Genomic DNA, 25,244 nt, shown 5'->3' with positions numbered 1-25,244 from the left:
GCAGATCCTTCAGCATCCGGTGCAGCCGCCAGAAGCCCGCGCGCGCGCCGTATTCATAGATTGATTCCATGTTCCAGTGCCGCTGCCCGGGCCAGGGGGCGGCGCCGGTGATCTCGGACAAGAACGCCTCGGAGGCAGGATCGCCGTGCAGGATGTTGTTTTCGCCACCCTCTTCGTAGTTCAGCACGATCTGCACCGCGATCTTCGCCCCGTCCGGCCAATTCGCCTGTGGCACTTCGGCCCCGTATCCTGTCATATCGCGGGGGTAGCGTTTCAATCCGGTCTCCTGTCATGCAGTTGGCCTTTCCAAGATGCAAAAAACGCAGATACTGTCCAGCGATGCTTCGCAAGCGACGGAAGGGAAAAGCGCAAGGATGACCGGATATCTGACCACCCATGTCCTCGATACCGCCCGTGGTTGCCCGGCACAGGGACTGAAAATCGAGCTTTTCCGTCTGACGGGCGAGGCCCGCGAATTGTTAGCTACATTGGTAACCAATGCGGATGGGCGGACAGACCGGCAGATTCTTCCGGCTGGGGATTTTGCAACCGGCACCTACGAACTGGTGTTTCATGCCGGTGCTTATCTCGACGCTTTGGGCACACCGCCGGAAGCCCCCCGCTTTCTCGACCTGATCCCGATCCGCTTCGGCATGTCGAAGGATACGCACTATCATGTGCCCTTGCTGCTGTCGCCCTTCGGCTATTCCACATATCGCGGTAGCTAAGCCATGTACGACCTTGCCATTCTCTGGGACTGGATCGCCTTTTCGGTGCGCTGGCTGCATGTGATCACCGCGATGGCGTGGATCGGGGCCTCGTTCTATTTCATCGCGCTCGACCTGATGCTGAAGCCTAACCCGAACCTGCCCGCAGGTGCCTCCGGCGAGGAATGGGAGGTGCATGGCGGCGGCTTCTACCATACCGTGAAATACATGGTCGCCCCCGCCGAGATGCCCGCGCATCTGACATGGCACAAATGGCAGAGCTACTGGACATGGCTGTCGGGTGCCGCATTGCTGATGATCGTCTATTGGGTCGGCGGCGAATTGTATCTGCTTGACCCGACCAAGGCCGATCTTGCCCTCTGGCAGGGCATCCTGATTTCCGGTGGCTCACTGACAATCGGCTGGCTGATCTATGACCAGCTTTGCAAATCGAAGCTCAGCGAGAACCCGACCCTGCTGATGCTGCTGCTTTTCGTGATGCTGGTGGTGATGTCATGGGGCTACAACCAGATCTTCACGGGCCGCGCGGCGCTGTTGCATCTGGGTGCCTTTACCGCAACGATCATGACGGCCAACGTCTTTTTCCAGATCATGCCGAACCAGCGGATCGTCGTGGCTGACCTGAAAGCGGGGCGCACGCCGGATGCCAAATACGGCAAGATCGCCAAGGTGCGGTCGATGCATAACAACTACCTGACGCTGCCGGTGATCTTCCTGATGCTGTCGAACCACTATCCGCTGGCTTTCGCCACGCAATATGCGTGGATCATCGCCAGCCTGATCTTCCTGACAGGTGTGACGATCCGGCATTACTTCAACACGATGCACAAGACCGGCAAGGGGCCGCACTGGACATGGGCGGTGACCGTCCTGCTGATGCTGCTGATCGCGTGGCTATCGACCGTGCGCAGTGGCGAGACATGGCAGGACGCCGAGGCGCGCACCCTGACGCCCTACGAACAACGCTACGCCGATGCGGCGCTCTTTGAGGTGGCCTATGATACCGTCATCGGCAATTGTTCCATGTGCCACGCCCGCGAACCGGTCTGGGGCACCATGAAATGGGCACCCAAGGGCGTTTACCTTGAAAGCCCCGGTGATGTGGCGCGGCACGCCAGCCAGATCTACCTGCAAGCGGGCGTCAGCCATGCGATGCCGCCGCCCAACGCCATCCAGATGGCGCCCGAGGCGCGCGCCGTGCTGGTCGCCTGGGTCAGACAGGCCCGTGACGACGGATGAGCCTGTCGGTTCCACGCAAAGTGGTCGCTGGCCATGGCCTTTCGGACCCCAGATGCTTTAAAGCATCGGGCAAGCAGTCCAGCACGCGGATTCGTCGCCCGATGATCCCGGACATGCCGAAGTCGCGTCTGGAGGACCTATGTCACTCTTCTTCATAGTTGCCCTGCCCTTCTTCGGGGCCCTTTTGCCCGGATTGATGAACCCGGCGGGCCGTTCGGCCACTGCTGGGGTGACCTTTACCGTCACACTCAGCGCCTTCGTCGGACTGCTGACCAACCTGCCCGCGATCATCGCAGGCGAGGTCGTCACCGCCCGTATCGACTGGATGCCCCTACTGGGGCTGAATTTCACGCTGATGCTGGACGCTCTGGGCTTTTTCTTCGCCTTCCTGATCCTCGGCATCGGCCTTCTGATCATCGCCTATGCGCGCCAATACCTCAGCCGCAACGACAATATGGGCGAGTTTCTGACCTACCTCTTGCTGTTCCAGGGCGCGATGGTGGGGATCGTCCTGTCCGACAACATCCTGCTTTTGCTGATCTTCTGGGAGCTGACGTCGCTGTCGTCCTTCCTTTTGATCGGCTATTGGAAGCACTTGCCAGAGGGACGGCAGGGCGCGCGGATGGCCTTGACCGTCACCGGCCTCGGCGGGCTGGCGATGATCGCGGGGATGCTGATCCTCGGCAATATCGTCGGCAGCTTCGATCTGAGCGTGATCCTGCAAAACCGCGAGTTGATCCAGGCCGATCCGCTGTATCTGCCGGCGCTGATCCTGATCCTGCTGGGGTGCTTCACCAAGTCCGCGCAATTCCCTTTCCATTTCTGGCTGCCCCATGCGATGGCGGCCCCCACGCCGGTTTCGGCCTACCTGCACTCGGCCACGATGGTGAAAGCGGGGATCTTCCTGATGGCGCGGATGTGGCCGGTCCTGTCGGGCACCACGGAATGGTTCGTGATCGTCACGACCGCGGGGCTGATCACGATGGTGCTGGGCGCTGTGATCGGGTTGTTCAAACACGACCTCAAGGCGCTGCTGGCGTTTTCGACGGTCAGTCACCTTGGCCTGATCACCATGCTGCTGGGCACCGGCACGGCCTTTGGTGCGATGGCGGCGGTGTTCCACATCCTGAACCATGCCGCTTTCAAGGCCGCGCTCTTCATGTCGGCGGGGATTGTCGATCACGAGGCGCACACCCGCGACATCCGCCGCTTGGGCGGGTTGCGGACCCAGATGCCCGTGACCTTCACCATCGTCGTCTTCGCGGCGCTTTCAATGGCGGGCATCCCGTTCCTGAACGGGTTCCTGTCGAAAGAGATGATGCTGGAAGAGGCGACCCATACCGTTCTGTTCGGCAGCACATGGCTGGTGCCGGTTCTCGCGACCTTCGGGGCGATCTTTTCGGCGGCCTACAGCTTTCGGCTGATCAGCCATACCTTTCTTGGGCCGGTCCGCGACGACTATCCGTCCAAACCCCATGATCCCGGCGCGGGGCTTTGGCTGCCGCCTGCCCTGCTGATCATTCCGGTGATCGTCATCGGCCTTTCCCCCGCCGTGATCGAACCCTTCGTCCGCCTGGTGACCGAGGCCGTCCTTGGCGGCACGGTCGAGATGACCGACAAACATATCCGGATCTGGCACGGATTGGTGCCTGCGCTTTTCATGTCGATCATTGCGGTTCTTGGCGGGGCCGTCCTGCTGGCGCTCTTCCGGCCGCTGCTGGCGCTCTGGGATGCGACACGGCGTCCCGAGGCAAAAACCATATTCGACGCCATCATCGCGACCGCTGTCCGTCTGGCGCAGATGCTGACCCATCCGTTGCACAACGGGGCTTTCAGCCGCTATGCCGCCATCGGGACAGTGACGATCGTCCTTTTCGGCTATTATGCCTGGACCACCGGCACGGTTGGCCCCGCTGCCTACGCCAACCAGCGGGCGGACCCAATCCTGATCTCGGGTTGGGCCATGCTGGTCGCGGCAAGCATCGGCATGGTTGTCATGCATCGCAACCGCTTCTTGTCCCTGATCCTGATCGGGATCGTGGGGTTGATGGTGTCGATCGGCTTTGTGTTTCTGAGCGCGCCGGACCTCGCCATGACGCAGTTCACGGTCGAGGTGGTCACGATCATCCTGATGCTTCTTGCCTTGAACTTTCTGCCCTCGCGCACGCCCGTCGAAAGCTCGGCGCTGCGACGGCTGCGCGATGCCACGGTGGCGATTGCGGGCGGGCTGGCGACCTTCGGGCTGGCCTATTACTACATGTTGCGCGATCCGGTCGCCGCCTCGATATCAGAGTTCCATCTGGCCAATGCCTATAAGGGCGGCGGCGGCACGAATGTTGTGAACGTGATCCTTGTCGACTTTCGCGGCTTCGATACCTTCGGCGAGATCATCGTGCTGAGTATCGCCGCCATGCTGATTTATGCGCTGACTGATGCTCTCTTGGGAAGTGCGGTGCGCGCGCGCCTGCTGAACCGGCAACCGGAGTATCCACAGGCAGGTGGCGTGCATCCGATGATGATGGTGGTTCTGACACGCGGGATGATGCCCGTGGCGCTGATGGTCGGCGTCTATATCTTCCTGTCGGGCCACAACGAACCGGGCGGCGGTTTTATCGCGGGGCTGATCGTCTCGATCGCCGTGGTGATGCAATATATGGCCAGCGGCTTTGCATGGACCTCGGAAAGGCTGCGCTATCCTTATCACGGTGTGATCGGCGCCGGCGTGCTGGTCGCGGGGCTGACGGGGATCGGGTCGTGGTTCTTTGACGCCCCCTTCCTGACCTCGGCTTTCACCTATGTGCGGATCCCCCCTTTCGGGGAATTCGAGCTTGCGACAGCGGCGCTGTTTGATCTGGGCGTCTTCTTGTCGGTGGTCGGCGCGGTGATGCTGTCGCTGGAAAGCTTTTCGCGGCTCGCACGGCGGCACGACACGCCCGACCCGGAATATCCGATGGATTTCGACCCGTCCCGAGACGAGCCGGATGCCGTGACCACGCAAGGGAGGGTCTAAGATGGAGTTCCTGATCGCCTCCGCCATCGGCGTGATGACCGCTGCGGGCATCTATCTGGTGCTGCGGCTGCGGACCTTTCCGGTCATTCTGGGTATTTCGCTGCTGACCTATGCGGTGAACGTCTTCCTTTTCGCCTCGGGTCGCGTCGTGATCGGCGCGCCGCCGGTGCTGCGGGACGATGTGACATTCTACACCGACCCGCTGCCGCAGGCACTGGTGCTGACGGCCATCGTCATCTCATTTGGGATGACCGCCGTTGTCGTCATGATCGGGCTGGGGGCGTTTCTGGGCTCGAACGACGATCATGTGGATGACCAGCCCGGGGCGGACGACGACAGCAAGGAGGGCGCGGCATGACCCATTGGCTGATCGCCCCGATCATCCTGCCCGCGATGATGGCCCCCTTCGTGGTGCTGGCCGCGCGGTATCACATCGGCATCCAGCGGGTGTTTTCCATCGCGGGCGTGCTGACGCTGGTCGTCATTTCGGCCGCGCTGTCATGGGTCGCCTCGGACGGCACGATCATGCTCTATCAGCTTGGCGACTGGGCCGCCCCCTTCGGCATCGTGCTGGTCGGCGACCGTCTGTCGACCATGATGATCCTGCTGACCTCGGTGCTGGCCCTTGTCGTCCTGCTCTATGCCATCAGTTCGCGCTGGGACGAGAGGGGGCGGCACTTTCACGCGCTGTTCCAGTTCCAGCTGATGGGTATTCTCGGCGCCTTCCTGACCGGAGACCTGTTCAACCTCTTCGTCTTCTTCGAGGTGCTGCTGATCGCATCCTACGGCCTGATGATCCATTCCGGCGGCACTGCGCGCCTGCGGGCCGGGGTGCAATATGTGCTGTTCAACCTGATCGGATCGACCCTGTTCCTTTTCGCGCTGGCTGGCCTTTATGCCGAGACGGGCACGCTCAACATGGCGGATCTGGCCGAACGGGTGGCGCTGATCAGTCCGGACGAGACGGCGGGGATCCGGGTCGCCGCCGTGCTTTTGATCCTTGTCTTCGCGATCAAGGCCGCCCTCGTCCCGCTGCACTTCTGGCTGCCCTCCAGCTATGCCGAGGCCCCTGCCCCCGTGGCGGCCCTCTTTGCGATCATGACCAAGGTCGGGGCCTATGCGATCATCCGGGTCTATACGATGATCTTCCCCACCGATCTTGCCGCGACTGCTGGCCTGCATGATGTCTGGCTCTTGCCGCTGGCGCTTTTGTCCCTGGCGGTGGGCACCGTCGGGGTGCTGGCGGCAAAGCAGTTCGACAGGCTGGTCACTTTCGCGATTGTCGGATCGATGGGCATGGTGCTTGTCGCCGTGGGGCTGTTCACGCAAGCGGGGATCGCCGCGGCGCTATACTACATCGTCCATTCGACGCTGGCGGCCGCCGCTCTTTTCCTGATCGTTGATCTGGTGCGGGTCAGCCGCAAATCGCTGGCGCTGGAAGCACAGCCCGCCATTGCAGGGGCCGTGCCGATTGCGGCGCTGTTCTTCGTCTCGGCCATCGCCATGGCGGGCCTGCCGCCGTTGTCGGGGTTCCTTGGCAAACTGCTGGTCTTGCAGGCCGCATTCCCGACAACCCACGCAACTTGGGTCTGGGCGGTCGTGCTGACCACCAGCCTGATCAGCGTTGTCGGCTTCGCCCGCGCGGGCAGCACGATCTTCTGGAAGGCCAAGGCCGTTCCCGCCGACCCCCAAGCCGCAAGACCCCCTGAACCCGCGACCATGTCCTACGTCGCCGTCGGCCTTCTGGTGCTGCTTCTGGCGCTGCACACGGTCTTTGCAGGGCAGATGCACGGCTACACGACCAAGATCGCAGCCCAGCTTTTCGCCCCCGCGCCCTATTTGGCAACGGTGCTGGACACCCCCGGCAAGCTCGGCGACGGCGGCACGAAAGAGGAGGATCACTAGATGCGACGTGCCTTCTACTGGCTGATCCCGCACCCGCTGCTGACACTGATCCTGACAATCACCTGGATCCTGCTTCAGAACGAGCTTTCCGCCGGCATGACCGTCTTCGGCTTCATTCTTGGTGTGCTGATCCCCTGGGGCACGTCGATCTGGTGGCCCGACACCCCCAAGAGCTTTCATCCCCTCCGGATGGTCAGCTACAGCTTTGTGGTGATCTGGGATATCATCGTCGCCAATATCGAGGTCGCATGGATCGTGCTGACGGTGCCCGCCAACAAGCTGAAGCCCGCTTGGATCGTTGTTCCGCTGCGCCTCAAACAGCCAGAGGCCATCACCCTGCTGGCGGGCACGATCACCCTGACGCCCGGGACGGTTTCCGCGGACCTGTCCGATCAAGGCAGTTGCCTTCTGGTGCATGTGCTGCATACCGATGACCCCGACGGTGTCCGCGACGACATCATCAATCGCTACGAACGCCGCCTGCTGGAGATTTTCGCATGATCCTTGCAACGCAACTCTTCAACCTCGCTGTCGCGATTGCCTTCCTGTCACTGGCGATCGGGCAGATCATGTCGATGGTCCGTCTGGTCATCGGACCGACATCCGGCGACCGCGTGCTGGCGCTGGATACGATGGTGATCAACGCATTGGGTCTGGTGGTCGTGTTGGGCACCTACAAGGGCGTGCAGATCTATTTCGAGGTGTCCTTGCTGATCGCCATGCTTGGCTTCGTGTCGACCGTGGCCATGGCGCGCTTCATCTTGCGGGGGGATATCATCGAATGACACTTTTGATCATCGGCACTTATGTCGCGGCGCTTTCGCTCATCATCGGGGCCGTCTTCGTGCTGGTGGGCGCCATCGCCCTGTTGAAATTCAATGACCCGATGACCCGATTGCATGCCCCGACCAAGGTGGGGACGCTCGGCATCGGGATGTTTCTGGTCGCCTCGGTCATCCATTCGATCGACATCGGCCGCCCGTCGATCCATGAATTCCTGATCATGGCCTTTCTCTTCGTGACGGCGCCGATCTCGGCCCATTTCATCGCCAAGGTGAACATCCACCGCCGCGCCTGCGAAACGCCCCCCGCCCCGACCCAGGACACGACATGGTCGACCCTGAATGTCGAACCGCAAGACGCGATCAACGAGGGGCCCTGACCAAAAAAACGCGCCGCAGTCTTCTGCGGCGCGTTTCGTTTCGAAAGCGGCTTGCGCCTTACTTCATTGTGATCCGGCCATCGGTGTAGGGCTGGTAGGGCGCATTCGCCGCCAGATACTCTGCCGTGACATCCGCAAGGTCGGGACCGAAGTCATAGGCGTTGGCCGCATCGACGAACATCGCATAGCCATCGCCGCCGTTCCGCACAAAGTTGTTGGACACGACACCATAGGTCGCGGCCGGATCGATGGGTGCGCCACCGACCATCACATCGGAAATCCGCGAGCCCGGCGCAGCGCTTGTGTCAACGGTAAAGGACATGCCCGCCACCTGCGGGAAGCGCCCGGCCCCTTCCTCGATCTGACCGACACCATTTTCCAGCGCCGCGACGATCGCCTCTCCGGTGACCTGGAAGGTCGATAGCGTGTTCTGGAACGGCAGAACGCTCAGGACCTCGCCCATGGTGATCTCGCCCGCGTCGATCGAAGCGCGCAGACCGCCGCCGTTCTGGAAAGCGATCTGGATGCCCTGATCGGCGACACGGTCAAGCATCGCATCGGCGACAAGATTGCCCATCGGACATTCCATCGCGCGGCAGACCGAGCGGTCACCTTCGATGGCCTCGGTCGCTTCCGATACGACGCGGGCCTTCATTTCCTCGATTGGTCCGGCAAGCTCGGCCACACGGGCGACGGCGGCCTCGTCTTCGGCGACGCTGGCATCCAGCAGGATGGTGTCACCGGTGGCAGAGGTGACATTGCCCGCGTCATCAAAGACCAGTGTCAGGTGACCGATGTATTTGGAATAGGCATAGGCCTGCACCACGGGCACACCGTCAACCATCGTCGGATAAGCGGGCGCGCCTTCGACGGTGTTCGAAAACAGCGTGTGCGAATGTCCGCCGACGACCGCATCCAGACCGTCAACCGCCGCGGCGATTTCCATGTCCTTTGCCATGCCGACATGGGTCAGCGCGATGATCTTGTCCACGCCCTCGGCCGTCAGGGTGGCCACGTCAGCCTGCAGGCTTTCGATCTCGGGGGTGAAAATCACGGCATTCGACGGGCTGGACGTCTCTTGCGTGTCAACGGCCAGTGCCGAGACGATCCCGATCCGCTGTCCGCCGACCTCGAGGATCACATGGTTCTCGACCTGACCGGCCAGCACGTTCGAGCTGGAGACGTCGATGTTGCCGGAAATCACCGGAAAAGAGACGTTGTCGGTCAGCTTGCGCAGACCTTCGTCGCCATCGTCGAATTCGTGGTTGCCGACGGCCATGGCGTCATAGCCGATCTGCTCCATGAACTCGGCTTCGACATCGCCCTTGTAGGTCGTGTAGATCAGGCTGCCCTGATACTGGTCGCCTGCATCCAGCACCAGAACATTCTGGCCTTCAAGCTCGGCGCGCAGCTCGTTGATCTTGGTAATCACCCGCGCGATCCCGCCGAAACACTCGCCCGCGGCATTCGCGTCGGCGCCGCAAGTGGAATCGAAGGCGTTGATCGGTTCGATCCGGCTGTGCAGATCGTTGGTGTGGATGATATGCAGCGTGAAGTCCGCAGAGGCCGCCCCCGCCGTCAGCGCCAATGCGCAGCTGGTTGTCAGGATTCTTGTCATCATTTGGATTGTGCCCCCGGAATTGGAATGTCGTCAGCTTGTCGGCGAGGGTGAAGAGAGTCAAACCCAATCCACCCGCCCGCCTTACGGGGCAATCGTTCTGCCCAATTCGTAACAGGCGCTTGACGCCAAGGCAGGCAAACGCCATCACCCAATCATGCTGATCTACAAGATTTTCCGCGCCGACGAATGGGCGCAATTGCAGGCCGAAGGCGTGACCGAGGGCGCGCCCATCGACGTCGCTGACGGCTATATCCACTTCTCGACCGCCCAGACCGTGGCCGAAACCGCCGCCAAGTATTTCGCGGGCGAGGACGGGCTTGTGTTGCTGGCGGTCGAGACGGATGGGCTGACACCGCTGAAATGGGAACCCGCCCGCGCAGGCGTCCTTTTCCCGCATCTCTACCGCAAGATGACACTGGCGGATGTGGTCTGGTCTCGGGCGCTGCCCGTGGTGGACGGCGTCCATCAGTTTCCAAAGCTTTCATGAAGGCGCTGGAAAGCATCGGTCTGGCCGCCTTGCGGCGGGTGGACCCTGAAACGGCCCATGGGCTGGCGCTGAAGGCCTTGAACGCGGGCCTTGGTCCGCGGTCAGGTCCTGTGACCTCGGATCGGCTGAAAACCGCGCTCGCCGGGCTGGTCCTGCCCAATCCCGTCGGCCTTGCCGCAGGCTTCGACAAGAACGCCACGGCCCTGCACGCGCTGGCCAGAACCGGATTCGGCTTTCTCGAAGTCGGTGCCGCCACACCGCGCGCGCAGGAGGGGAACCCGCGGCCGCGCCTTTACCGCCTGACGCAGGATCAGGCGGCGATCAACCGCTTCGGTTTCAACAACGAAGGGATGGAAGCGATTGCCGGCAGGCTTGCCGCGCGTCCAAAACCTGCGGTCATCGGGCTGAACCTTGGTGCCAACAAGGACAGCAGCGACAAGGCGGTCGACTTCGCCGCCGTTTTGACGCGGTGCGGTGCCTTGGTCGATTTCGCGACGGTCAACGTCTCGTCCCCCAATACCGAGAAACTCCGAGACTTGCAGGGCAAGGCGGCGCTTTCGGCGCTCTTGGCGCGGGTGATGGATGCGCGGGCAGCCCTGAAGACCCCCATTCCGGTCTTTCTCAAGATTGCGCCCGATCTTTCCCTCGCCGAATTAGAGGATATCGCCCGCGTCGCCGATGCCAGCGGCGTCTCGGGCATCGTGGCCACAAACACCACCCTTGCCCGCGACGGGCTGCATGGCCCCCACAAGACCGAGGCGGGCGGATTGTCGGGCCAGCCGCTCTTCGAGAGATCGACACGGGTGCTGGCGCAACTGGCCGGGATGACAGCACTTCCGATCATCGGTGTCGGCGGTGTCGGATCAGCCGAACAGGCCTACCAGAAGATCCGCGCCGGTGCCGCGGCGGTCCAGCTTTATACCGCTTTGGTCTATGGTGGCATTTCGCTGGCAGGCGAGATTGCGCATGGTCTTGACGGATTGCTCGCCCGCGACGGCTTTGCGTCGGTGGCAGAGGCGGTCGGATCAGGCCGCAGCGACTGGACCTGAGCGGGGACGGTCGGCCTCGGCCTCGAGCGCGGGGTATTTCCACGCCAGAGACGCGCCCCGCACGACGAAGTTCAACAGCAATCCGATCCACAGACCGTGATTCCCGAAGGCTGCCATCAACGGGAAGACCGTCACAAAATAGACCACCGCAGAAAGGATCATCATGTTGCGCATGTCCGTGGTGCGGGTCGCGCCGATGAAGATCCCGTCAAGCATCCATGCGCCAAGGCCGACAACCGGTGCTGCGACCATGTAGGGAAGGTAGCTGCGCGCCGCCGCCTGCACCTCGGGCGCGGTTGTCATGGTGTCGATGGCAGCGCCCCCGAACAGCGCAAATGAGACCGCCAGACCGGCGCAGACAATGCCGCTCCAAAGACTGCTGAGCAGTGCAGACCGCCGCAATGTCGCCCGCGCCCGCGCGCCCAGCGCATTGCCGACCATCGCCTCGGCGGCGAAGGCGAACCCGTCCAGCGCATAGGCCGTCACATGCAGGAACTGCAAAAGGATCTGGTTGGCCGCCAGTTGCACATCCCCGAAATCCGCCCCGAAGAACAGGAAGCTGACAAAGATCGCCTGCAACAGGACCGACCGGATCATGATGTCGGTGTTGACCACCGTCATGCGCTTCAGCCGGACCATGTCGAACACGCGCGCGGCGGACCGCCACGCAGTCTGCGCGAAAACGCCGCGACAGAACCACAGGCCAAGCGCCAGCCCGCCCCATTCGGCGATGAAGGTCGCCCAGGCAACGCCGGTCACACCCCAGCCAAGCGTCAGGCCCAGCCAATAGCTCAGCACGATATTGCCGCCGTTCATCACCACTTGCAGCACCAGCACCGCCTTTGTGCGTTCTTGCGCGATCAGCCAGCCGGTGATGCCGTAAAGCGCAATCGTCGCGGGCGCGGACCAGATGCGGATTTGCATGTAATCGCGCGCCAGCGCCTCGACCTCGTCGCTGGCCGGTGACACCCAGAAGGCACCACGAAAGATCAGCGCCTGAAGCACGATCATCACGGCCCCCGCGGAAAGGCCGATCAGCAAGGCCCGGGACAAGAGCGCATCGACCTCGTCGCGATTGCCCTCGCCGATGGCCTGACTGGTCAGGCCGGTGGTGCCCATCCGCAGGAAGCCGAAAATCCAGTAGATCGCCGACAGGATGATGGCGCCGATGCCGACCGCGCCGATGGGGGCGGCCTCGCCCAATTGTCCGACCACGCCGGTATCGACAACCCCGAGGATCGGGACGGTCGCATTGGACAGGACAATCGGCAGGGCAATGCCCAGGACCCGCCTGTGGGTGACGGGCAAGGTCTCAGCCATCGCGGTCGGGCATCAGGAAGTGGCCTGTGGCCTTGATGAACGGGCGGTCGCGGTTGTCCTGCCAGGCTTCCGCGCTGACCGAGGCATAGCGGCGCCCGAAACGGTTCACCGTCGCCCGCGCATAGGCGTCGCGCGGCAGACCCGAGCGCAGGTAATCGACGCTGAAATCGATCGTCTTGGGAAGCGGGATGCGCGGGCTGTCCTCGTTGAAACGGCCAGCCTCCATGTCTTCCCAGATCATCGCCCAGCTCAGTTCGATGATCGCCGTGACCTCCAGAAAGGCCGAGGTCACGCCGCCATGCAGTGCGGGCAGCATCGGATTGCCGATCAGCCGGTCCGCATAGGGCATGATGGCCGTCAATTCATCCCCGCGCCGGTCAACGGAAATCCCCAGAAACTGGACATAGGGCACGCCCGATACCAGCCGCTGCAAGGTCGCATCGCGGCGCTGCTTGACCACCTGCACGGGTTCGGGGCGTCGGTTCATGGCTTGGCCCTTTCGATGGTGAAGGCACCTGTGGCGGCAGCGACGGGGCGTTCGGGATCACCGTCAACAGCCGTGGCACGCACAAAGGCGATGGACCGGGTGACGTGATAACATTCGGCGGTCGCGGTGATCGTCTCGCCCGGTTTGGCGGGGCGCATGTAGTCGATCCGCAAATCCAGCGTCGCCGTCGCGATCGCCGCCGCCGGATGGGCCATGACGGCAGCCCCAGCGCAGGTGTCCATCAGCGCCGAAACCGCCCCACCATGGACGACCCCTGTTTCAGGATCACCCACCAGTCGCGGATCATAGGCCATGGCGATCACCGCCTTGCCGTCGGCAATCTCGATCACTTTCATCCCAAGCTCCTTGGCATGGGGTATCGCCTCGATGAACTGGCGCGCGATTTTCTCGCGCCGGATGGCTTGTGAATCGGACATGGTGTTCCTTCTCGTCTTGCTGCGGCGTTACCCGCTTTGCGGTGCCTTGACCAGTTTCTTGCGCCCGCATCTATCGTTGTTTGCCTTCTCATCTGGCGTTAAGCTGCAAAAGAGGAGAGCCAAATGCCAGAAGTCCGCCTGTCGTTCAAAGAGATGTGCGCCAAGTTCGACGTCACACCACGCACATTGCGCTACTACGAATACATCGAACTGCTGTCGCCGGAAAAGGAAGCGCGGGCGCGTTTCTACGGTCCACGGGAACTGGCACGGATGACCTTGATCCTGCGCGGGCGCCGGTTCGGTTTCTCGCTGGAAGATATCCGGCAATGGCTGCTGATCTACGAAAAAGAAGGCACAGAGGCCCAGATGCGTGAATGGGTCGAGCTTGCCGACCGCCAGCTTCTGGAACTGGCCGAGCAGAAAAAGCAACTGCAAGACACGATTCAAGAGTTGCAAAAACTGCGCGACGACACGGCCAAGACCCTCGGTTAGGTCCAACACGCGGCCATGGTCGCGTTCGAAAATTTCACATTGCGGTGATGAAAACATGCTGACCTTTCGTCAGCATTCCCGTGACGCCACGTTACGTTTACGTGCGCGTCAACTTTGGTTGTAAGGTGGCGACATCCCACACAGGTGCAGCCGATGAAGGGTTCGCACAAAGGACTGACGCGATGACGACCGACACGCTGAACATACGGCAGATGTGTGACGCTTTTGATGTCACACCACGCACATTGCGCTTCTACGAAGCCAAGGAATTGCTGTTTCCGATCCGTGAAGGACAAAAGCGTCTGTTCACCAAACGCGACCGCGCGCGGCTCAAGCTGATCCTGCGGGGCAAGCGCTTTGGCTTTTCGCTGGAAGAGATCCGCCAGCTTCTTGACCTCTATCACATGGATGACGGTCAAGAGGCGCAGCTGTCCAAAAGCTACGTGCTGGCCGAGCAGCATCTGGCGGCGATGGAAGCCCAGAAAGCCGAGCTTGATGAAGCCATCGGCGAACTGAAGGAACAAATGGCCTGGGGGGCGGCAAAGCTGACCGCTCTGGCCAAACGCAAGTCGTCGGCGGCCTGAACGCCGGCTGACCGATCAAAACTGACGGAGAGACAAAAGCGATGCCCATCTACAATCCACCCACAAAAGACATCCAGTTCGTACTGCATGATCTGCTGAAGGTCAGCGAACAGGACATCCCCGGTTTCGAAGATCTCGACCGCGATTTCACCAGCGCGGTGATCGAGGAAGCCGGCAAGGTCGCCTCCGAGGTGCTGCACCCGCTGAACGTGGTCGGCGACAAGGAAGGCTGTGTGCTGGAAAACGGCGTCGTCCGCACCCCGACAGGCTTCAAAGAGGCTTTCGAACAGATGAAAGACGGCGGCTGGACCGCGATGGACTGCGACCCCGCGTATGGTGGACAGGGCCTGCCTTACGTCATGCACACGGCGGCGCAGGAACCCTTCGTTTCGGCCAATATGGCGTTCAACATGTATCAGGGCCTGACCCACGGGGCCTATTCGGCGATCTATGCGCATGGCTCGGACGCGCAAAAGCAGACATACCTGCCCAAGCTGACCACCTGCGAATGGACCGGCACCATGAACCTGACCGAGCCGCATTGCGGCACCGATCTGGGCCTGATGCGCACCAAGGCCGTGCCGCAGGACGACGGCACCTACAAGATCTCGGGCCAGAAGATTTTCATCTCGGCCGGCGAACACGACATGGCGGAAAACATCATCCACCTCGTGCTGGCCAAGATCCAGGGCGGACCCGAAGGCATCAAGGGCGTCTCGCTCTTCATCGTGCCCAAGTTTCTTGTGAACGACGACGGCTCTTTGGGCCCGCGCAACGGCGTCGCCGTGGGCAAGATCGAAGAGAAGATGGGCATCCACGGCAACGCGACCTGCGTGATGAACTATGACGAAGCCACCGGCTATCTGGTGGGTGAGGAACACAAGGGCATGCGCGCCATGTTCACCATGATGAACGAGGCCCGTCTGGGTGTCGGCCTGCAAGGCTATGCGCAGGCCGAAAGCGCCTATCAGAACGCGCTGGCCTACGCCAAGGACCGCCTGCAGGGGCGTGACGTGACCGGCATCAAGAACCCCGACGGCCCTGCCGATCCGCTGATCGTGCACCCCGACATCCGCCGCAACCTGATGGACCAGAAGTCCTTCGTGGAAGGCGCACGGGCCTTCACCTATTGGGGCGCCTACCTGATCGACCGCGCCCACAAGAACCAGGATGCCGATGCCGACGGCCTGATCTCGCTGATGACCCCTGTCATCAAGGGTTTCCTGACCGACAAGGGCTTCGAGTATGCGACGGCCGCCCAGCAGGTCTACGGTGGTCACGGCTATATCGAGGAATGGGGCATGTCCCAATATGCCCGCGACGCCCGCATCGCGATGATCTACGAAGGCGCCAACGGCATTCAGGCGCTGGACCTTGTGGGGCGCAAGCTGGCACAAGACGGCGGCAAGCACGTCATGGCCTTTTTCGACATGATCAAGACCTTCATCAAGGAAAACGAAGGCAACGACGCGCTGAAGAAGGACTTCCTCGATCCGCTGAAGGCGGCGTCGAAAGACTTGCAGGCAGCCGGCATGTACTTCATGCAGAACGGCATGAAGAACCCCAACGACGCCTTGTCAGGGTCCTATGACTTCATGCACATGATGGGTCATGTCTGCCTTGGCTATATGTGGGCGCGGATGGCGAAAGCCGCGTTGGAGGCCCTTGAGGGCGGCGCGTCCGACAAAGACTTCTACGAGACCAAGATCGCGACCGGCCGCTACTACATGGCGCGGCAACTGCCTGCCACAGCGATGCACCTTGCCCGCATCAACACCGGGGGCGACACCGTCATGGCGCTGAAGGCTGCGAATTTCTGACGTTGCATGATCTGCTTCCGCCGGAGCCTCCGGCGGGAGTATTTTCGAACAAAGCGAGGGCAATGGAGGGCCCCGAACTGTGAGAGTTCCCCGCATATGGGGGCGCAGCACAACAGCCAGGGCGCCTCGCTTCGCTACGGTCATCGGCTCTCCAGCCTGTACCGTGGCGGGACTGTCGCGCAGCTTGGTTAAGTTTGGGTAAAGCAGCCTCGCTTTGCTCGAAAATACTCAAAGGGCCGACATGGCCGCAGAGAGATTGGTGGAGGACAACGCGTGACGATGAAACTGCACTGCTTTGGCGAAAGTGGAAACGCCTACAAAGCCGCGTTGACCCTGACGCTGGCTGACGCGCCGTGGGAGGTCGCCTTCGTGGACTTCTTCAAGGGGGCCACCCGCAAGCCGGACTTCCGCGCCCTGAACGTGATGGGCGAGGTGCCGGTGCTGGAAGACGGCGATACCATCCTGACCCAGTCGGGCGTCATTCAGGATTACATCAGTTCGAAGACCGGCAAGCTGGGCGGCAAGTCCGCCGCCGAGCGCCGCGAGGTCCTGCGCTGGATGTTCTTTGACAACCACAAGATCTCGGGCAATGCAGGCGCGTTGCGATTCAACATGAACTTCCTGCCCGAAGCCAAACGCAATGCGGACGTGAACGGCTTTCTGGCGATGCGTCTCGCCTCGGCCCTGAAGGTCGTGGACAGCCATCTGGACGGGCGCGACTGGCTGGCCGGCGAAGAGATGACAATCGCCGATCTCGCCTGCTGCGGGTATCTCTTCTACCCGGAAGACTTTACCTTCGACCGCAAGGATTACCCCAATATCGACCGCTGGCTGGACGCGATCGCCGCCCAGCCCGGTTGGCAACACCCATACGATATGATGACGCGTGCCTTTGGCGCGACGGCCTGAACGGAGGATACCATGACCGAAGCCTATATCTACGACACCGTGCGCACACCGCGCGGCAAGGGCCGCAAGGACGGCAGCCTGCACGAGGTGACATCCGCCCGCCTGTCCGCAGGCGTGCTGAACAACCTCAAGGAACGCAACGGCCTTGACGGCCATGCGGTCGAGGATGTGATCTGGGGCAACGTCACCCAGGTCGGCGAACAGGGTGGCTGTCTGGCGCGGACCGCCGTGCTGGCATCCGACCTCGACCAGTCGATCCCCGGGCTGGCGATCAACCGCTTCTGCGCCTCGGGCATGGAGGCCGTCAACCTCGCCGCCAATCAGGTAAAGGGCGGCGCCGGTCAGGCCTATATCGCTGGCGGGGTCGAGATGATGGGCCGCGTCGCGATGGGGTCGGACGGGGCGGCGATTGCCGTTGATCCCTCGATTGCGATGGACACCTACTTTGTCCCGCAAGGCATCTCGGCCGATATCATCGCCACCCAATACGGTTTTACCCGTGATGATGCCGACCAGCTGGCGATGGAAAGCCAGAAGCGCGCCAAGAAAGCCTGGGACGAAGGGCGGTTTGCGAAATCCGTCGTCACCGTCAACGACATCAACGGCCTGCCGATCCTCGATCATGACGAATACATGCGTCCCGAAACGGACATGCAGACGCTGGGATCGCTCAACCCCGCTTTTCAGGCCATGGGCGAGGTCATGCCCGGTTTCGACAAGGTGGCGCTGATGAAATATCCGCACCTCGAGCGGATCAACCACATCCACCATGCGGGCAATTCGTCCGGCATCGTGGATGGCGCGGCTGGCGTTCTGATCGGCTCCAAGGAATGGGGCGAGGCGATGGGCCTGAAACCCCGCGCCCGCATCAGGGCCACCGCCAAGATCGGCACCGATCCGACGATCATGCTGACCGGTCCGGTTCCCGTGACCGAGAAGATCCTGAAAGACAGCGGCATGAGCATCGGCGACATCGACCTCTTCGAGGTGAACGAGGCCTTCGCCTCGGTCGTGCTGCGCTTCATGCAGGCCTTCGATGTCGATGACAGCCTTGTCAACGTCAACGGCGGGTCCATCGCCATGGGCCACCCGCTGGGCGCTACTGGTGCCATCATCATCGGCACCCTGCTGGACGAGCTTGAACGGACCGGCAAGGGCACCGGACTTGCGACGCTGTGCATCGCATCCGGCATGGGTGCGGCCACGATCATCGAAAGGGTCTGAGATGTCCGATCATCCGACACGCATCGCCGCAAGCGACGTTCTCGACGCCATTGTCGAGATCGTCAGCGATGCCATGGTGTCGGGTGATTTCGAGAGTTTCGCCTCGGTCTTTCACGCCCCGCAGCAGATGACGACGATGGCCGGGCAGATCGACATGGAAACGCTCGAAGACATGCGGCGCGGCTTTTCGGACATGCACCGGATGTTCAAGGACAACGGGATCACGGCCCTGCGCACCGAGATCGGCGATTGCCGCTCTGCCGGGGAAACCCGGATCATGTCGCGGCAAATGACCGAAGGTGTCACCGAAGAGGGCAAGGCCCTGCCTGCCTTCGCGATTTTCCTGACCATCGACCTTATCGAGGGCAGTTTGAAGGTCACACAAAGCGAACTTCTGGTTGCCCCCGACAGCGAAACCGCGCGGGCGCTGGCCAAGGCCGACCGCACCGCACGCACATCGACCCATTAGACAGACAAACTGCCGCTGACCACGCGCGGCTTACGAAGGAAGATAGGATGACCGATTTCACAATGAGCACGGACGCCGATGGTGTCGCAACAATCGTCTGGGACACCAAAGGCAAGTCCATGAACGTCATGACGCTGGACGCATGGGACGAACTGGAGGCGCTGGTCGATCAGGCACTGGCCGAGGATGCGATCAAGGGCGTGATCATCACCTCGGGCAAACCCGGCAGCTTTGCCGGTGGCATGGATCTGAAGGTCATCGCCAAGATGAAGGAAATGGCGGGCGACAATCCGGCCAAGGGCCTCTTTGACGGGATCATGAATGCCCACCGCATCATGCGCAAGATCGAGCGCGCGGGCATGGACCCCAAGACCAACAAGGGCGGCAAGCCATTCGTCGCCGCCCTGCCCGGCACGGCCCTTGGCATCGGTCTGGAGATTCCGCTGTCCTGCCACCGCATCATCGCCGCCGACAACCCCAAGGCCAAGATCGGCCTGCCCGAGATCATGGTCGGCATTTTCCCCGGCGCGGGCGGCACCACACGCCTTTCGCGCAAGCTGGGTGCCATGGCCGCATCGCCGCTGTTGCTGGAAGGCAAGCTGAACGATCCGCAAAAAGCCAAGGCCGCTGGCGTGATCGACGAAGTTGTGCCCGCCGAAGACCTTCTTTCGGCTGCAAAGGCCTGGGTGCTGTCCGAGCCGAACATCGTCAAGCCTTGGGACGAAAAGGGCTACAAGATGCCCGGCGGCGCGCCTTACCACCCTGCAGGCTTCATGACCTTCGTGGGTGCCTCGGCCATGGTCAACGGCAAGACCCAAGGCGTCTACCCTGCCGCCAAGGCGCTGCTTTCTGCCGTATACGAAGGCGCGCTGGTGCCCTTTGACACCGCGCTGAAGATCGAGGCGCGCTGGTTCACCAATGTCCTGATGAACCCCTCGTCCTCGGCCATGATCCGCAGTCTTTTCGTGAACAAGGAAGCTTTGGAAAAAGGTGCAAACCGCCCCGAAGCCGCAGATCAGAAAGTGACCAAAGTCGGCGTCATCGGTGCAGGCATGATGGGCGCGGGGATCGCGCTGGTCTCGGCCCTTGCGGGGATCGAGGTCGTGCTGATCGACAACACGCAAGAGGCCGCCGACAAGGGCAAGGCCTATACCACAGCCCATCTCGACAAGGGCATTGCCCGCAAGAAGGTGACGCAGGAAAAGAAAGACGCGGTTCTGGGCCTGATCAACGCCACCACCGACTATGACGCGCTGAAGGGCTGCGACCTGATCATCGAGGCCGTTTTCGAAGACGTCGGCGTCAAGGCCGAGGTCACCCAGAAGGTGCAGGCCGTCACCGGCCCCGATTGTATCTTTGCGACCAATACCTCGACCCTGCCGATCACGGAACTGGCGAAGGCGGCGGTTGATCCTGCGAATTTCATCGGCATCCACTTCTTCTCGCCCGTCGACAAGATGCTGCTGGTCGAGATCATCAAGGGCAAGAAAACCGGTGACGTGGCCGTGGCCAAGGCGCTGGACTATGTCCGCCAGATCAAGAAGACCCCGATCGTCGTCAATGACGCGCGGTTCTTCTACGCCAACCGCTGCATCATCCCCTACATCAACGAAGGTATCCGCATGGTGAAGGAAGGGGTAGAGCCCGCGCTGATCGAAAACGCCGCCAAGCTGGTCGGCATGCCGCTGGGTCCGCTGCAACTGGTTGACGAAACCTCTGTCGATCTGGGCGTGAAGATCGCCAAGGCAACCAAAGCCGCCATGGGCGATGCCTATCCCGATGGCGAGGTGGACGAGGTGCTGTTCTGGATGTTCGATCAGGGGCGTCTCGGCCGCAAGTCGAACGCGGGCTTCTACGCCTATGACGACAGCGGCAAGCGTCTTGGCCTGTGGGAGGGTCTGGCCGCGCAATACCCCGTGGCAGACGATCAACCCGATCTGACACTGGTGCAGCACCGTCTGCTCTTTGCGCAGGTGCTCGAGGCTGTGCGCGCACTGGAAGAAGGCGTGCTGGAAGACATCCGCGAAGGCGACGTGGGCGCGATCCTCGGCTGGGGCTTTGCGCCATGGGCGGGTGGCCCGTTCAGCTGGCTCGACATGATCGGCGCGCCCTATGCGGCGGAACGCTGCGACCAACTGGCCCAAGAGGTCGGCGCGCGTTTCACCACGCCCGCGCTGCTGCGCGAGATGGCGGACAAGGGTCAGGATTTCTACAAACGCTTCGGCCCTGACGCGCAAGCCGCCTGAAGATGCAAGGGGCGCCCTTTCGGGGCGCCCTTCGTCATTCGGGGCCATAGCCGAACCGCGCGATGTCATCGGCGGCAAGCTGCGCGACGATCGCTATCTCCTTGGCGCTGTAATAGTCGCGCCAGTCCCGAGACCGCTCTGACCGGTTGAGATGCAGAAGAGTTAGCCGAAATCCCAAGTGATCCCAGAGGGGCGCATAGTCTTCCGGGTGTTCCACCCTTACGAAGGCATCGCAGTGCAAGGCGCCGTCTGCGCGGGTGACATAGCTGGCGGCGGGGCTTCGCATCTCGGCAGCCTGTATCAGCGGATCCCGCAGGAAGGCCTTGAAGTCGAGCACCTTGGCCCGACGGACCGCCGGATGATCGAAACGCTGCGCGCGCAGCCAGTGGTAGTAGCTGACCAGCCGGTCCCAGGGATTGCGCACCAGCGTGCAGACAAAGTGGTCAGGCGGCACAAGCCCACCCACATCCCGCAAGGTGCTGTGCTTCCAAAGTCGGCCCGGCACCGCCAGCCCATCCAGCCGCGCCTTGCGCCGGCGTGCTTTCGGCGTATCGCCGATCAGGATATCATCCGCCGCCGCGCGGTCCTCATAGGCGCGCATGAAACTGGTGCCGCCCGTCTTCGGGATATGCACGAAAACAAACCGGCGTCGGGATGAAATGATCATCTTTCGCAGATGTCAGCCCGGACCCCGGTCAGGCAAGTGGAAAGCAAATGTCTGACAATTCCCTCTTGTCAGATGATGGGGTTTTCCGCTCTTATATGGCAAAGCAGCGGGGGGATATCACATGGGCTGGATGCGTGACGAGACGGGCCTGGGCAAGCGCGAGGCGAATTACGTTCCCCTGACGCCCTTGTCGCATCTGCAACGGGCGGCGCTGATCTTTGCGGATCGCGAGGCATTGGTCTACGGCAAGACCCGCCTGACCTACGGGCGCTATTACCGGCGCGTGTCGCGGCTGGCCTCTGCGCTGACGAAGGTCGGTGTGATGCCCGGTGATGTGGTCGCGACCATCCTTCCCAACATCCCCGCCCAATCCGAGGCCGCTTTCGGCATCCCCGCCTGCGGCGCGGTGCTGAACACGATCAACACAAGGCTCGACGCCGATACGGTGGCCTACATCTTCGATCACGGCGAGGCCAAGGTCGCCCTTGTCGACAGCCAGTTCCTGCCGCTGGCCATGGCCGCCATCGACCAGATGGAGGGCACGCCGCCCCTGATCATCGAGGTTCCCGACGATCAGGCGGGCGTTCATGCCATCGGCGAGCAACAGAACTACGAGGATTTTCTGGCCACGGGCGATCCCGATTTCCGGTGGGTGCTGCCGCAGGACGAATGGGAAAGCCTTGCGCTGAACTATACCTCGGGCACCACTGGGCGGCCCAAGGGCGTGGTCTATCATCATCGCGGCGCCTACCTGATGACCATGGGCACGCCGATCAGCTGGGAGTTGCCGCTCTTTTTGCGCTATCTGCAGATCGTGCCGCTGTTCCATTGCAACGGCTGGAACCACACCTGGATGGCGCCCGCCCTTGGCGGCACCGTCGTGTGCTGCCGCGATATCACCGCAGCGGCGATCTATGATGCGATTGCAAAGCAAGGCGTCACCCATTTCGGCGGCGCGCCCATCGTTCTGAACATGATCGTCAACTCCAAGGCGGAAGACCGCAAACCCTTCGATCACACGGTCGAGGTCTTCACCGCCGGTGCCCCGCCCGCCCCCGCCACGCTGGCAGCTATCGGCAAGCTCGGCTTCAACGTCAAACAGGTCTACGGGCTGACCGAAACCTACGGCCATGTGACCGAATGTATCTGGGATGACAGCTGGGGCAGCCTGCCCGACGAGGAACAGGCCGCCATCAAGGCCCGTCAGGGCGTCGGCATGCCGATGATGGAAGATGTCACCGTCGTCGATCAAGACATGGGTCAGGTGCCGCGCGACGGCGCCACCCAGGGCGAGATCGTCATGCGCGGCAATGCGGTGATGAAAGGCTACCTCAAGAACCCGCGCGCCACCGACAAGGCCTTTGCGGGCGGCTACTTCCACTCCGAAGACCTTGCGGTCCAGCACCCCGACGGATCGATCCAGATTTCCGACCGCGCCAAGGACATCATCATCTCGGGCGGCGAGAACATCAGTTCGGTCGAGGTCGAGGGCGCGCTGATGCACCACCCTGCCGTCAACCTCTGCGCCGTTGTCGCCATGCCCGATGACAAATGGGGCGAGGTGCCCTGTGCCTTCGTCGAACTCAAGGATGGGGCCAGCGCCGAAGAGCAGGACATCATCGCCTTCGCGCGCCAAAGGCTCGCGGGCTTCAAGACACCCAAAAAAGTCGTCTTTCAGGAGCTTCCCAAGACCTCGACGGGCAAAATCCAGAAGTTCGCGCTGCGCCAACTCGCCAAAGCGCTTTAGGCAAGCCCTGGATGCCTCCGGCGGGAGTTTCTCGGGAGAAAGAAATCAAGGCCCTGTCCGGCGGCTTCTTTCTCCCAAGAAACTCCCCCCGGAGGGTCCGGCAGCTGTCAGGCAAGCTGTCGCAAAAGGCTGCGCGCGCCAGATGACAAGCCGGTCGGACTGCGATAGCTTTCGAAAAAACAGGCGGCGGGCAGATGACAGCGCTGGATCGGTATGTGCGGCTAGAAAGCGACGCGCTCTGGCGCGAGGCGCCTGATGCCCAGCGCCGCGATGTGGTGATCTCTTTCGGAGATGCGACGCTGGTGATCGCCGATCAGGCGGGTCGGCCCCTTGCGCATTGGTCGCTGACAGCGCTGAACCGGCTGAATGCGGGCGAACGGCCGGCGGTCTATGCACCGGACGCGGAGGCAAGCGAGCTTCTCGAAATCGCCGACGCGACCATGATCGACGCCATCGAAGAGGTGCGCCGCGCGCTGGCCAGATCGCGCCCGCGCCCGGGGCAACTGCGGCTTTGGCTGACGCTGGGGGTGATCGGTGCGCTGGTCCTGGTGGCGCTGCTCTGGCTGCCGGGGGCGCTGACCCGTCAGGCCCTGGCAATCGTGCCGCAAAGCAAGCGGGTCGAAATCGGGACCACCATGCTGGCCCATATGCAACCGACAACGGGGCGTATCTGCCAGTCACCGCGTGCGGCGGCCGCCGCCGCACGTTTTCGGGACAGGCTTTTCGGGGCCGGCAGCACGGCGCGCATCGTCATCGTGCCGCGCCTGTCCTCGGGCGCGCTGGCACTGCCCGGCGGTCTGATCGTGGTCGAGAAATCCATCCTGCAACAGGTCGACGATCCGGCGGCAGCGGCGGGGTTCATCATCGCCGCGCGGCCGCTGGTGACAGGACAGGACCCGCTGGCACAGATCCTGACCGAAGGCGGACTGGGCACCACCTTGCGGCTTCTGACCACTGGCGAGGTCGATGACGCGCTGTTGCAGGCGCAGGCGCTGCTCTGGGCGCAATCGCCCGGGATACCGCCTGACGTGACCCGCCTTGCCGATACGCTGGCGGCCGCCGAAATCCCGCTGGCCCCCTACCGCAGCGCCGTCGATGCCCGCACGGGCACGCTGCCCGACCTCGGCCCCGAACGGCTTGACGGCCAGCAGCCCCGCCCGATCCTGAATGACAGCGACTGGGTCAGCCTGCGCAACGCCTGCGACGGCTAGGCCTAGCGCGTCCCGAACATCCGGTCGCCCGCATCGCCCAGACCCGGCACGATATAGCCCTTGTCGTTGAGGTGGCTGTCGATGGCGGCGGTCACGATCGGCACATCGGGATGCGCCTCTTTCATGCGTGCGATGCCTTCGGGCGCCGCAAGCAGGCACAGAAAGCGGATATTCGTGGCCCCCGCCTGCTTGAGCAGATCAATCGCGGCGACCGACGAATTGCCCGTGGCCAGCATCGGGTCTACGGCGATCACCAGCCGGTCCTCGAGCGCGGTCGGCACCTTGAAGTAATACTGCACCGGCTGCAGGGTTTCCTCGTCGCGGTAGAGCCCGACAAAGCCGACACGGGCCGAGGGGATCAGTTCCAGCACACCATCCAGCAACCCGTTGCCCGCCCGCAGGATCGAGATCAGCGCCAGCTTCTTGCCGT

The 25,244-nt window shown here is 62.4% G+C and carries 25 protein-coding genes and 1 pseudogene; 19 read left to right on the top strand and 7 right to left on the bottom strand.

Features of this window, described 5'->3' with window-relative positions; genetic code table 11:
• Positions 1-277: pseudogene (locus tag V7N12_RS08225) on the bottom strand (allantoinase PuuE); the annotation flags it as partial.
• A gap of 97 nt (positions 278-374) precedes the next feature.
• Between V7N12_RS08225 and uraH the strand changes: the two are divergent.
• From uraH to mnhG, 8 genes are all read left to right on the top strand, one after another.
• Positions 375-728, top strand: a complete 354-nt coding sequence (uraH, locus tag V7N12_RS08220; RefSeq protein WP_333713944.1) for a hydroxyisourate hydrolase — start codon at positions 375-377, stop codon at positions 726-728.
• 3 nt (positions 729-731) lie between these two features.
• The gene (locus V7N12_RS08215; protein ID WP_333713943.1) at positions 732-1,967 is read left to right on the top strand and encodes a urate hydroxylase PuuD; all 1,236 of its coding nucleotides are present in this window, start codon (positions 732-734) and stop codon (positions 1,965-1,967) included.
• Positions 1,968-2,106: 139 nt separating this feature from the next.
• Positions 2,107-4,977 carry a monovalent cation/H+ antiporter subunit A gene (locus tag V7N12_RS08210; RefSeq protein WP_333713942.1) on the top strand — a complete coding sequence of 957 codons (2,871 nt, stop codon included), beginning with the start codon at positions 2,107-2,109 and terminating at the stop codon, positions 4,975-4,977.
• 1 nt (position 4,978) lies between these two features.
• Positions 4,979-5,335 carry a Na+/H+ antiporter subunit C gene (locus V7N12_RS08205; RefSeq protein WP_333713941.1) on the top strand — a complete coding sequence of 119 codons (357 nt, stop codon included), beginning with the start codon at positions 4,979-4,981 and terminating at the stop codon, positions 5,333-5,335.
• Positions 5,332-6,882 (top strand): monovalent cation/H+ antiporter subunit D, encoded by a 1,551-nt coding sequence (locus tag V7N12_RS08200; protein WP_333713940.1) that lies wholly within the window; start codon positions 5,332-5,334, stop codon positions 6,880-6,882. Before V7N12_RS08205 ends, V7N12_RS08200 begins: the two co-directional genes overlap by 4 nt.
• Entirely contained in the window at positions 6,883-7,383 is a 501-nt protein-coding gene (locus V7N12_RS08195) for a Na+/H+ antiporter subunit E (RefSeq protein ID WP_333713939.1), read from the top strand.
• The gene (locus tag V7N12_RS08190; protein ID WP_333713938.1) at positions 7,380-7,667 is read left to right on the top strand and encodes a K+/H+ antiporter subunit F; all 288 of its coding nucleotides are present in this window, start codon (positions 7,380-7,382) and stop codon (positions 7,665-7,667) included. The genes V7N12_RS08195 and V7N12_RS08190 overlap by 4 nt, the downstream gene beginning before the upstream one ends.
• Positions 7,664-8,044, top strand: coding sequence for a monovalent cation/H(+) antiporter subunit G (gene mnhG / locus V7N12_RS08185; RefSeq protein ID WP_333713937.1), 381 nt, complete (start codon positions 7,664-7,666; stop codon positions 8,042-8,044). Before V7N12_RS08190 ends, mnhG begins: the two co-directional genes overlap by 4 nt.
• 58 nt (positions 8,045-8,102) lie before the next feature.
• On the opposite strand, the gene V7N12_RS08180 is transcribed toward mnhG, so the two are convergent.
• Positions 8,103-9,665, bottom strand: a complete 1,563-nt coding sequence (locus V7N12_RS08180) for a bifunctional metallophosphatase/5'-nucleotidase (protein WP_333713936.1) — start codon at positions 9,663-9,665, stop codon at positions 8,103-8,105.
• 154 nt (positions 9,666-9,819) lie between these two features.
• Between V7N12_RS08180 and V7N12_RS08175 the strand changes: the two genes are divergently transcribed.
• Both V7N12_RS08175 and V7N12_RS08170 read left to right on the top strand, forming a co-directional pair.
• On the top strand, positions 9,820-10,152 hold the full coding sequence (locus tag V7N12_RS08175) for a DUF952 domain-containing protein (RefSeq protein WP_333713935.1): 333 nt from the start codon (positions 9,820-9,822) through the stop codon (positions 10,150-10,152).
• A complete protein-coding gene (locus V7N12_RS08170; RefSeq protein ID WP_333713934.1) occupies positions 10,149-11,201 on the top strand; it encodes a quinone-dependent dihydroorotate dehydrogenase in 1,053 nt (350 codons plus the stop codon). The genes V7N12_RS08175 and V7N12_RS08170 overlap by 4 nt, the downstream gene beginning before the upstream one ends.
• On the opposite strand, the gene V7N12_RS08165 is transcribed toward V7N12_RS08170, so the two are convergent.
• Genes V7N12_RS08165 through V7N12_RS08155 form a run of 3 tightly spaced genes read right to left on the bottom strand, consistent with a single transcriptional unit; the run spans position 11,178 to position 13,445 of the window.
• On the bottom strand, positions 11,178-12,521 hold the full coding sequence (locus V7N12_RS08165; RefSeq protein ID WP_333713933.1) for an MATE family efflux transporter: 1,344 nt from the start codon (positions 12,519-12,521) through the stop codon (positions 11,178-11,180). The genes V7N12_RS08170 and V7N12_RS08165 overlap by 24 nt on opposite strands.
• Complete coding sequence (locus tag V7N12_RS08160) at positions 12,514-13,008, bottom strand: PaaI family thioesterase (RefSeq protein ID WP_333713932.1); 495 nt, start codon at positions 13,006-13,008, stop codon at positions 12,514-12,516. Before V7N12_RS08160 ends, V7N12_RS08165 begins: the two co-directional genes overlap by 8 nt.
• The gene (locus tag V7N12_RS08155) at positions 13,005-13,445 is read right to left on the bottom strand and encodes a PaaI family thioesterase (RefSeq protein ID WP_333713931.1); all 441 of its coding nucleotides are present in this window, start codon (positions 13,443-13,445) and stop codon (positions 13,005-13,007) included. The genes V7N12_RS08160 and V7N12_RS08155 overlap by 4 nt, the downstream gene beginning before the upstream one ends.
• 123 nt (positions 13,446-13,568) lie before the next feature.
• Between V7N12_RS08155 and V7N12_RS08150 the strand changes: the two genes are divergently transcribed.
• The 7 genes from V7N12_RS08150 to V7N12_RS08120 all read left to right on the top strand — a co-directional run bounded on the left by V7N12_RS08150 (position 13,569) and on the right by V7N12_RS08120 (position 21,189).
• Positions 13,569-13,937, top strand: coding sequence for a MerR family transcriptional regulator (locus V7N12_RS08150; protein ID WP_333713930.1), 369 nt, complete (start codon positions 13,569-13,571; stop codon positions 13,935-13,937).
• A 182-nt stretch (positions 13,938-14,119) separates the two neighbouring features.
• Positions 14,120-14,521, top strand: a complete 402-nt coding sequence (locus tag V7N12_RS08145) for a MerR family transcriptional regulator (RefSeq protein ID WP_333713929.1) — start codon at positions 14,120-14,122, stop codon at positions 14,519-14,521.
• Positions 14,522-14,562: 41 nt separating this feature from the next.
• Positions 14,563-16,341, top strand: coding sequence for an acyl-CoA dehydrogenase C-terminal domain-containing protein (locus tag V7N12_RS08140; RefSeq protein ID WP_333713928.1), 1,779 nt, complete (start codon positions 14,563-14,565; stop codon positions 16,339-16,341).
• 279 nt (positions 16,342-16,620) lie between these two features.
• Positions 16,621-17,250, top strand: coding sequence for a glutathione S-transferase family protein (locus V7N12_RS08135; protein ID WP_333713945.1), 630 nt, complete (start codon positions 16,621-16,623; stop codon positions 17,248-17,250).
• Between the two features lie 12 nt (positions 17,251-17,262).
• Complete coding sequence (locus V7N12_RS08130; protein WP_333713927.1) at positions 17,263-18,474, top strand: acetyl-CoA C-acetyltransferase; 1,212 nt, start codon at positions 17,263-17,265, stop codon at positions 18,472-18,474.
• 1 nt (position 18,475) lies between these two features.
• Entirely contained in the window at positions 18,476-18,943 is a 468-nt protein-coding gene (locus V7N12_RS08125) for a hypothetical protein (RefSeq protein WP_333713926.1), read from the top strand.
• Between the two features lie 47 nt (positions 18,944-18,990).
• Positions 18,991-21,189, top strand: a complete 2,199-nt coding sequence (locus V7N12_RS08120; protein WP_333713925.1) for a 3-hydroxyacyl-CoA dehydrogenase NAD-binding domain-containing protein — start codon at positions 18,991-18,993, stop codon at positions 21,187-21,189.
• 34 nt (positions 21,190-21,223) lie between these two features.
• On the opposite strand, the gene V7N12_RS08115 is transcribed toward V7N12_RS08120, so the two are convergent.
• Positions 21,224-21,856 carry a sulfotransferase family 2 domain-containing protein gene (locus V7N12_RS08115; protein WP_333713924.1) on the bottom strand — a complete coding sequence of 211 codons (633 nt, stop codon included), beginning with the start codon at positions 21,854-21,856 and terminating at the stop codon, positions 21,224-21,226.
• A 121-nt stretch (positions 21,857-21,977) separates the two neighbouring features.
• Here V7N12_RS08115 and V7N12_RS08110 point away from each other — a divergent pair, with 121 nt between their 5' ends.
• Positions 21,978-23,603, top strand: coding sequence for an AMP-binding protein (locus V7N12_RS08110; RefSeq protein ID WP_333713923.1), 1,626 nt, complete (start codon positions 21,978-21,980; stop codon positions 23,601-23,603).
• 194 nt (positions 23,604-23,797) lie between these two features.
• Entirely contained in the window at positions 23,798-24,814 is a 1,017-nt protein-coding gene (locus tag V7N12_RS08105; protein ID WP_333713922.1) for a hypothetical protein, read from the top strand.
• A 2-nt stretch (positions 24,815-24,816) separates the two neighbouring features.
• Here the strand turns inward: V7N12_RS08105 and upp are convergent.
• A partial coding sequence (upp, locus tag V7N12_RS08100; RefSeq protein ID WP_333713921.1) for a uracil phosphoribosyltransferase occupies positions 24,817-25,244 on the bottom strand: 428 nt, incomplete at its 5' end.

Origin of the sequence: Yoonia sp. (assembly GCF_036770585.1) — a bacterium.
In the GTDB taxonomy this organism is placed as follows: domain Bacteria; phylum Pseudomonadota; class Alphaproteobacteria; order Rhodobacterales; family Rhodobacteraceae; genus Yoonia.
This window is presented reverse-complemented; position numbering and strand designations above follow the sequence as displayed.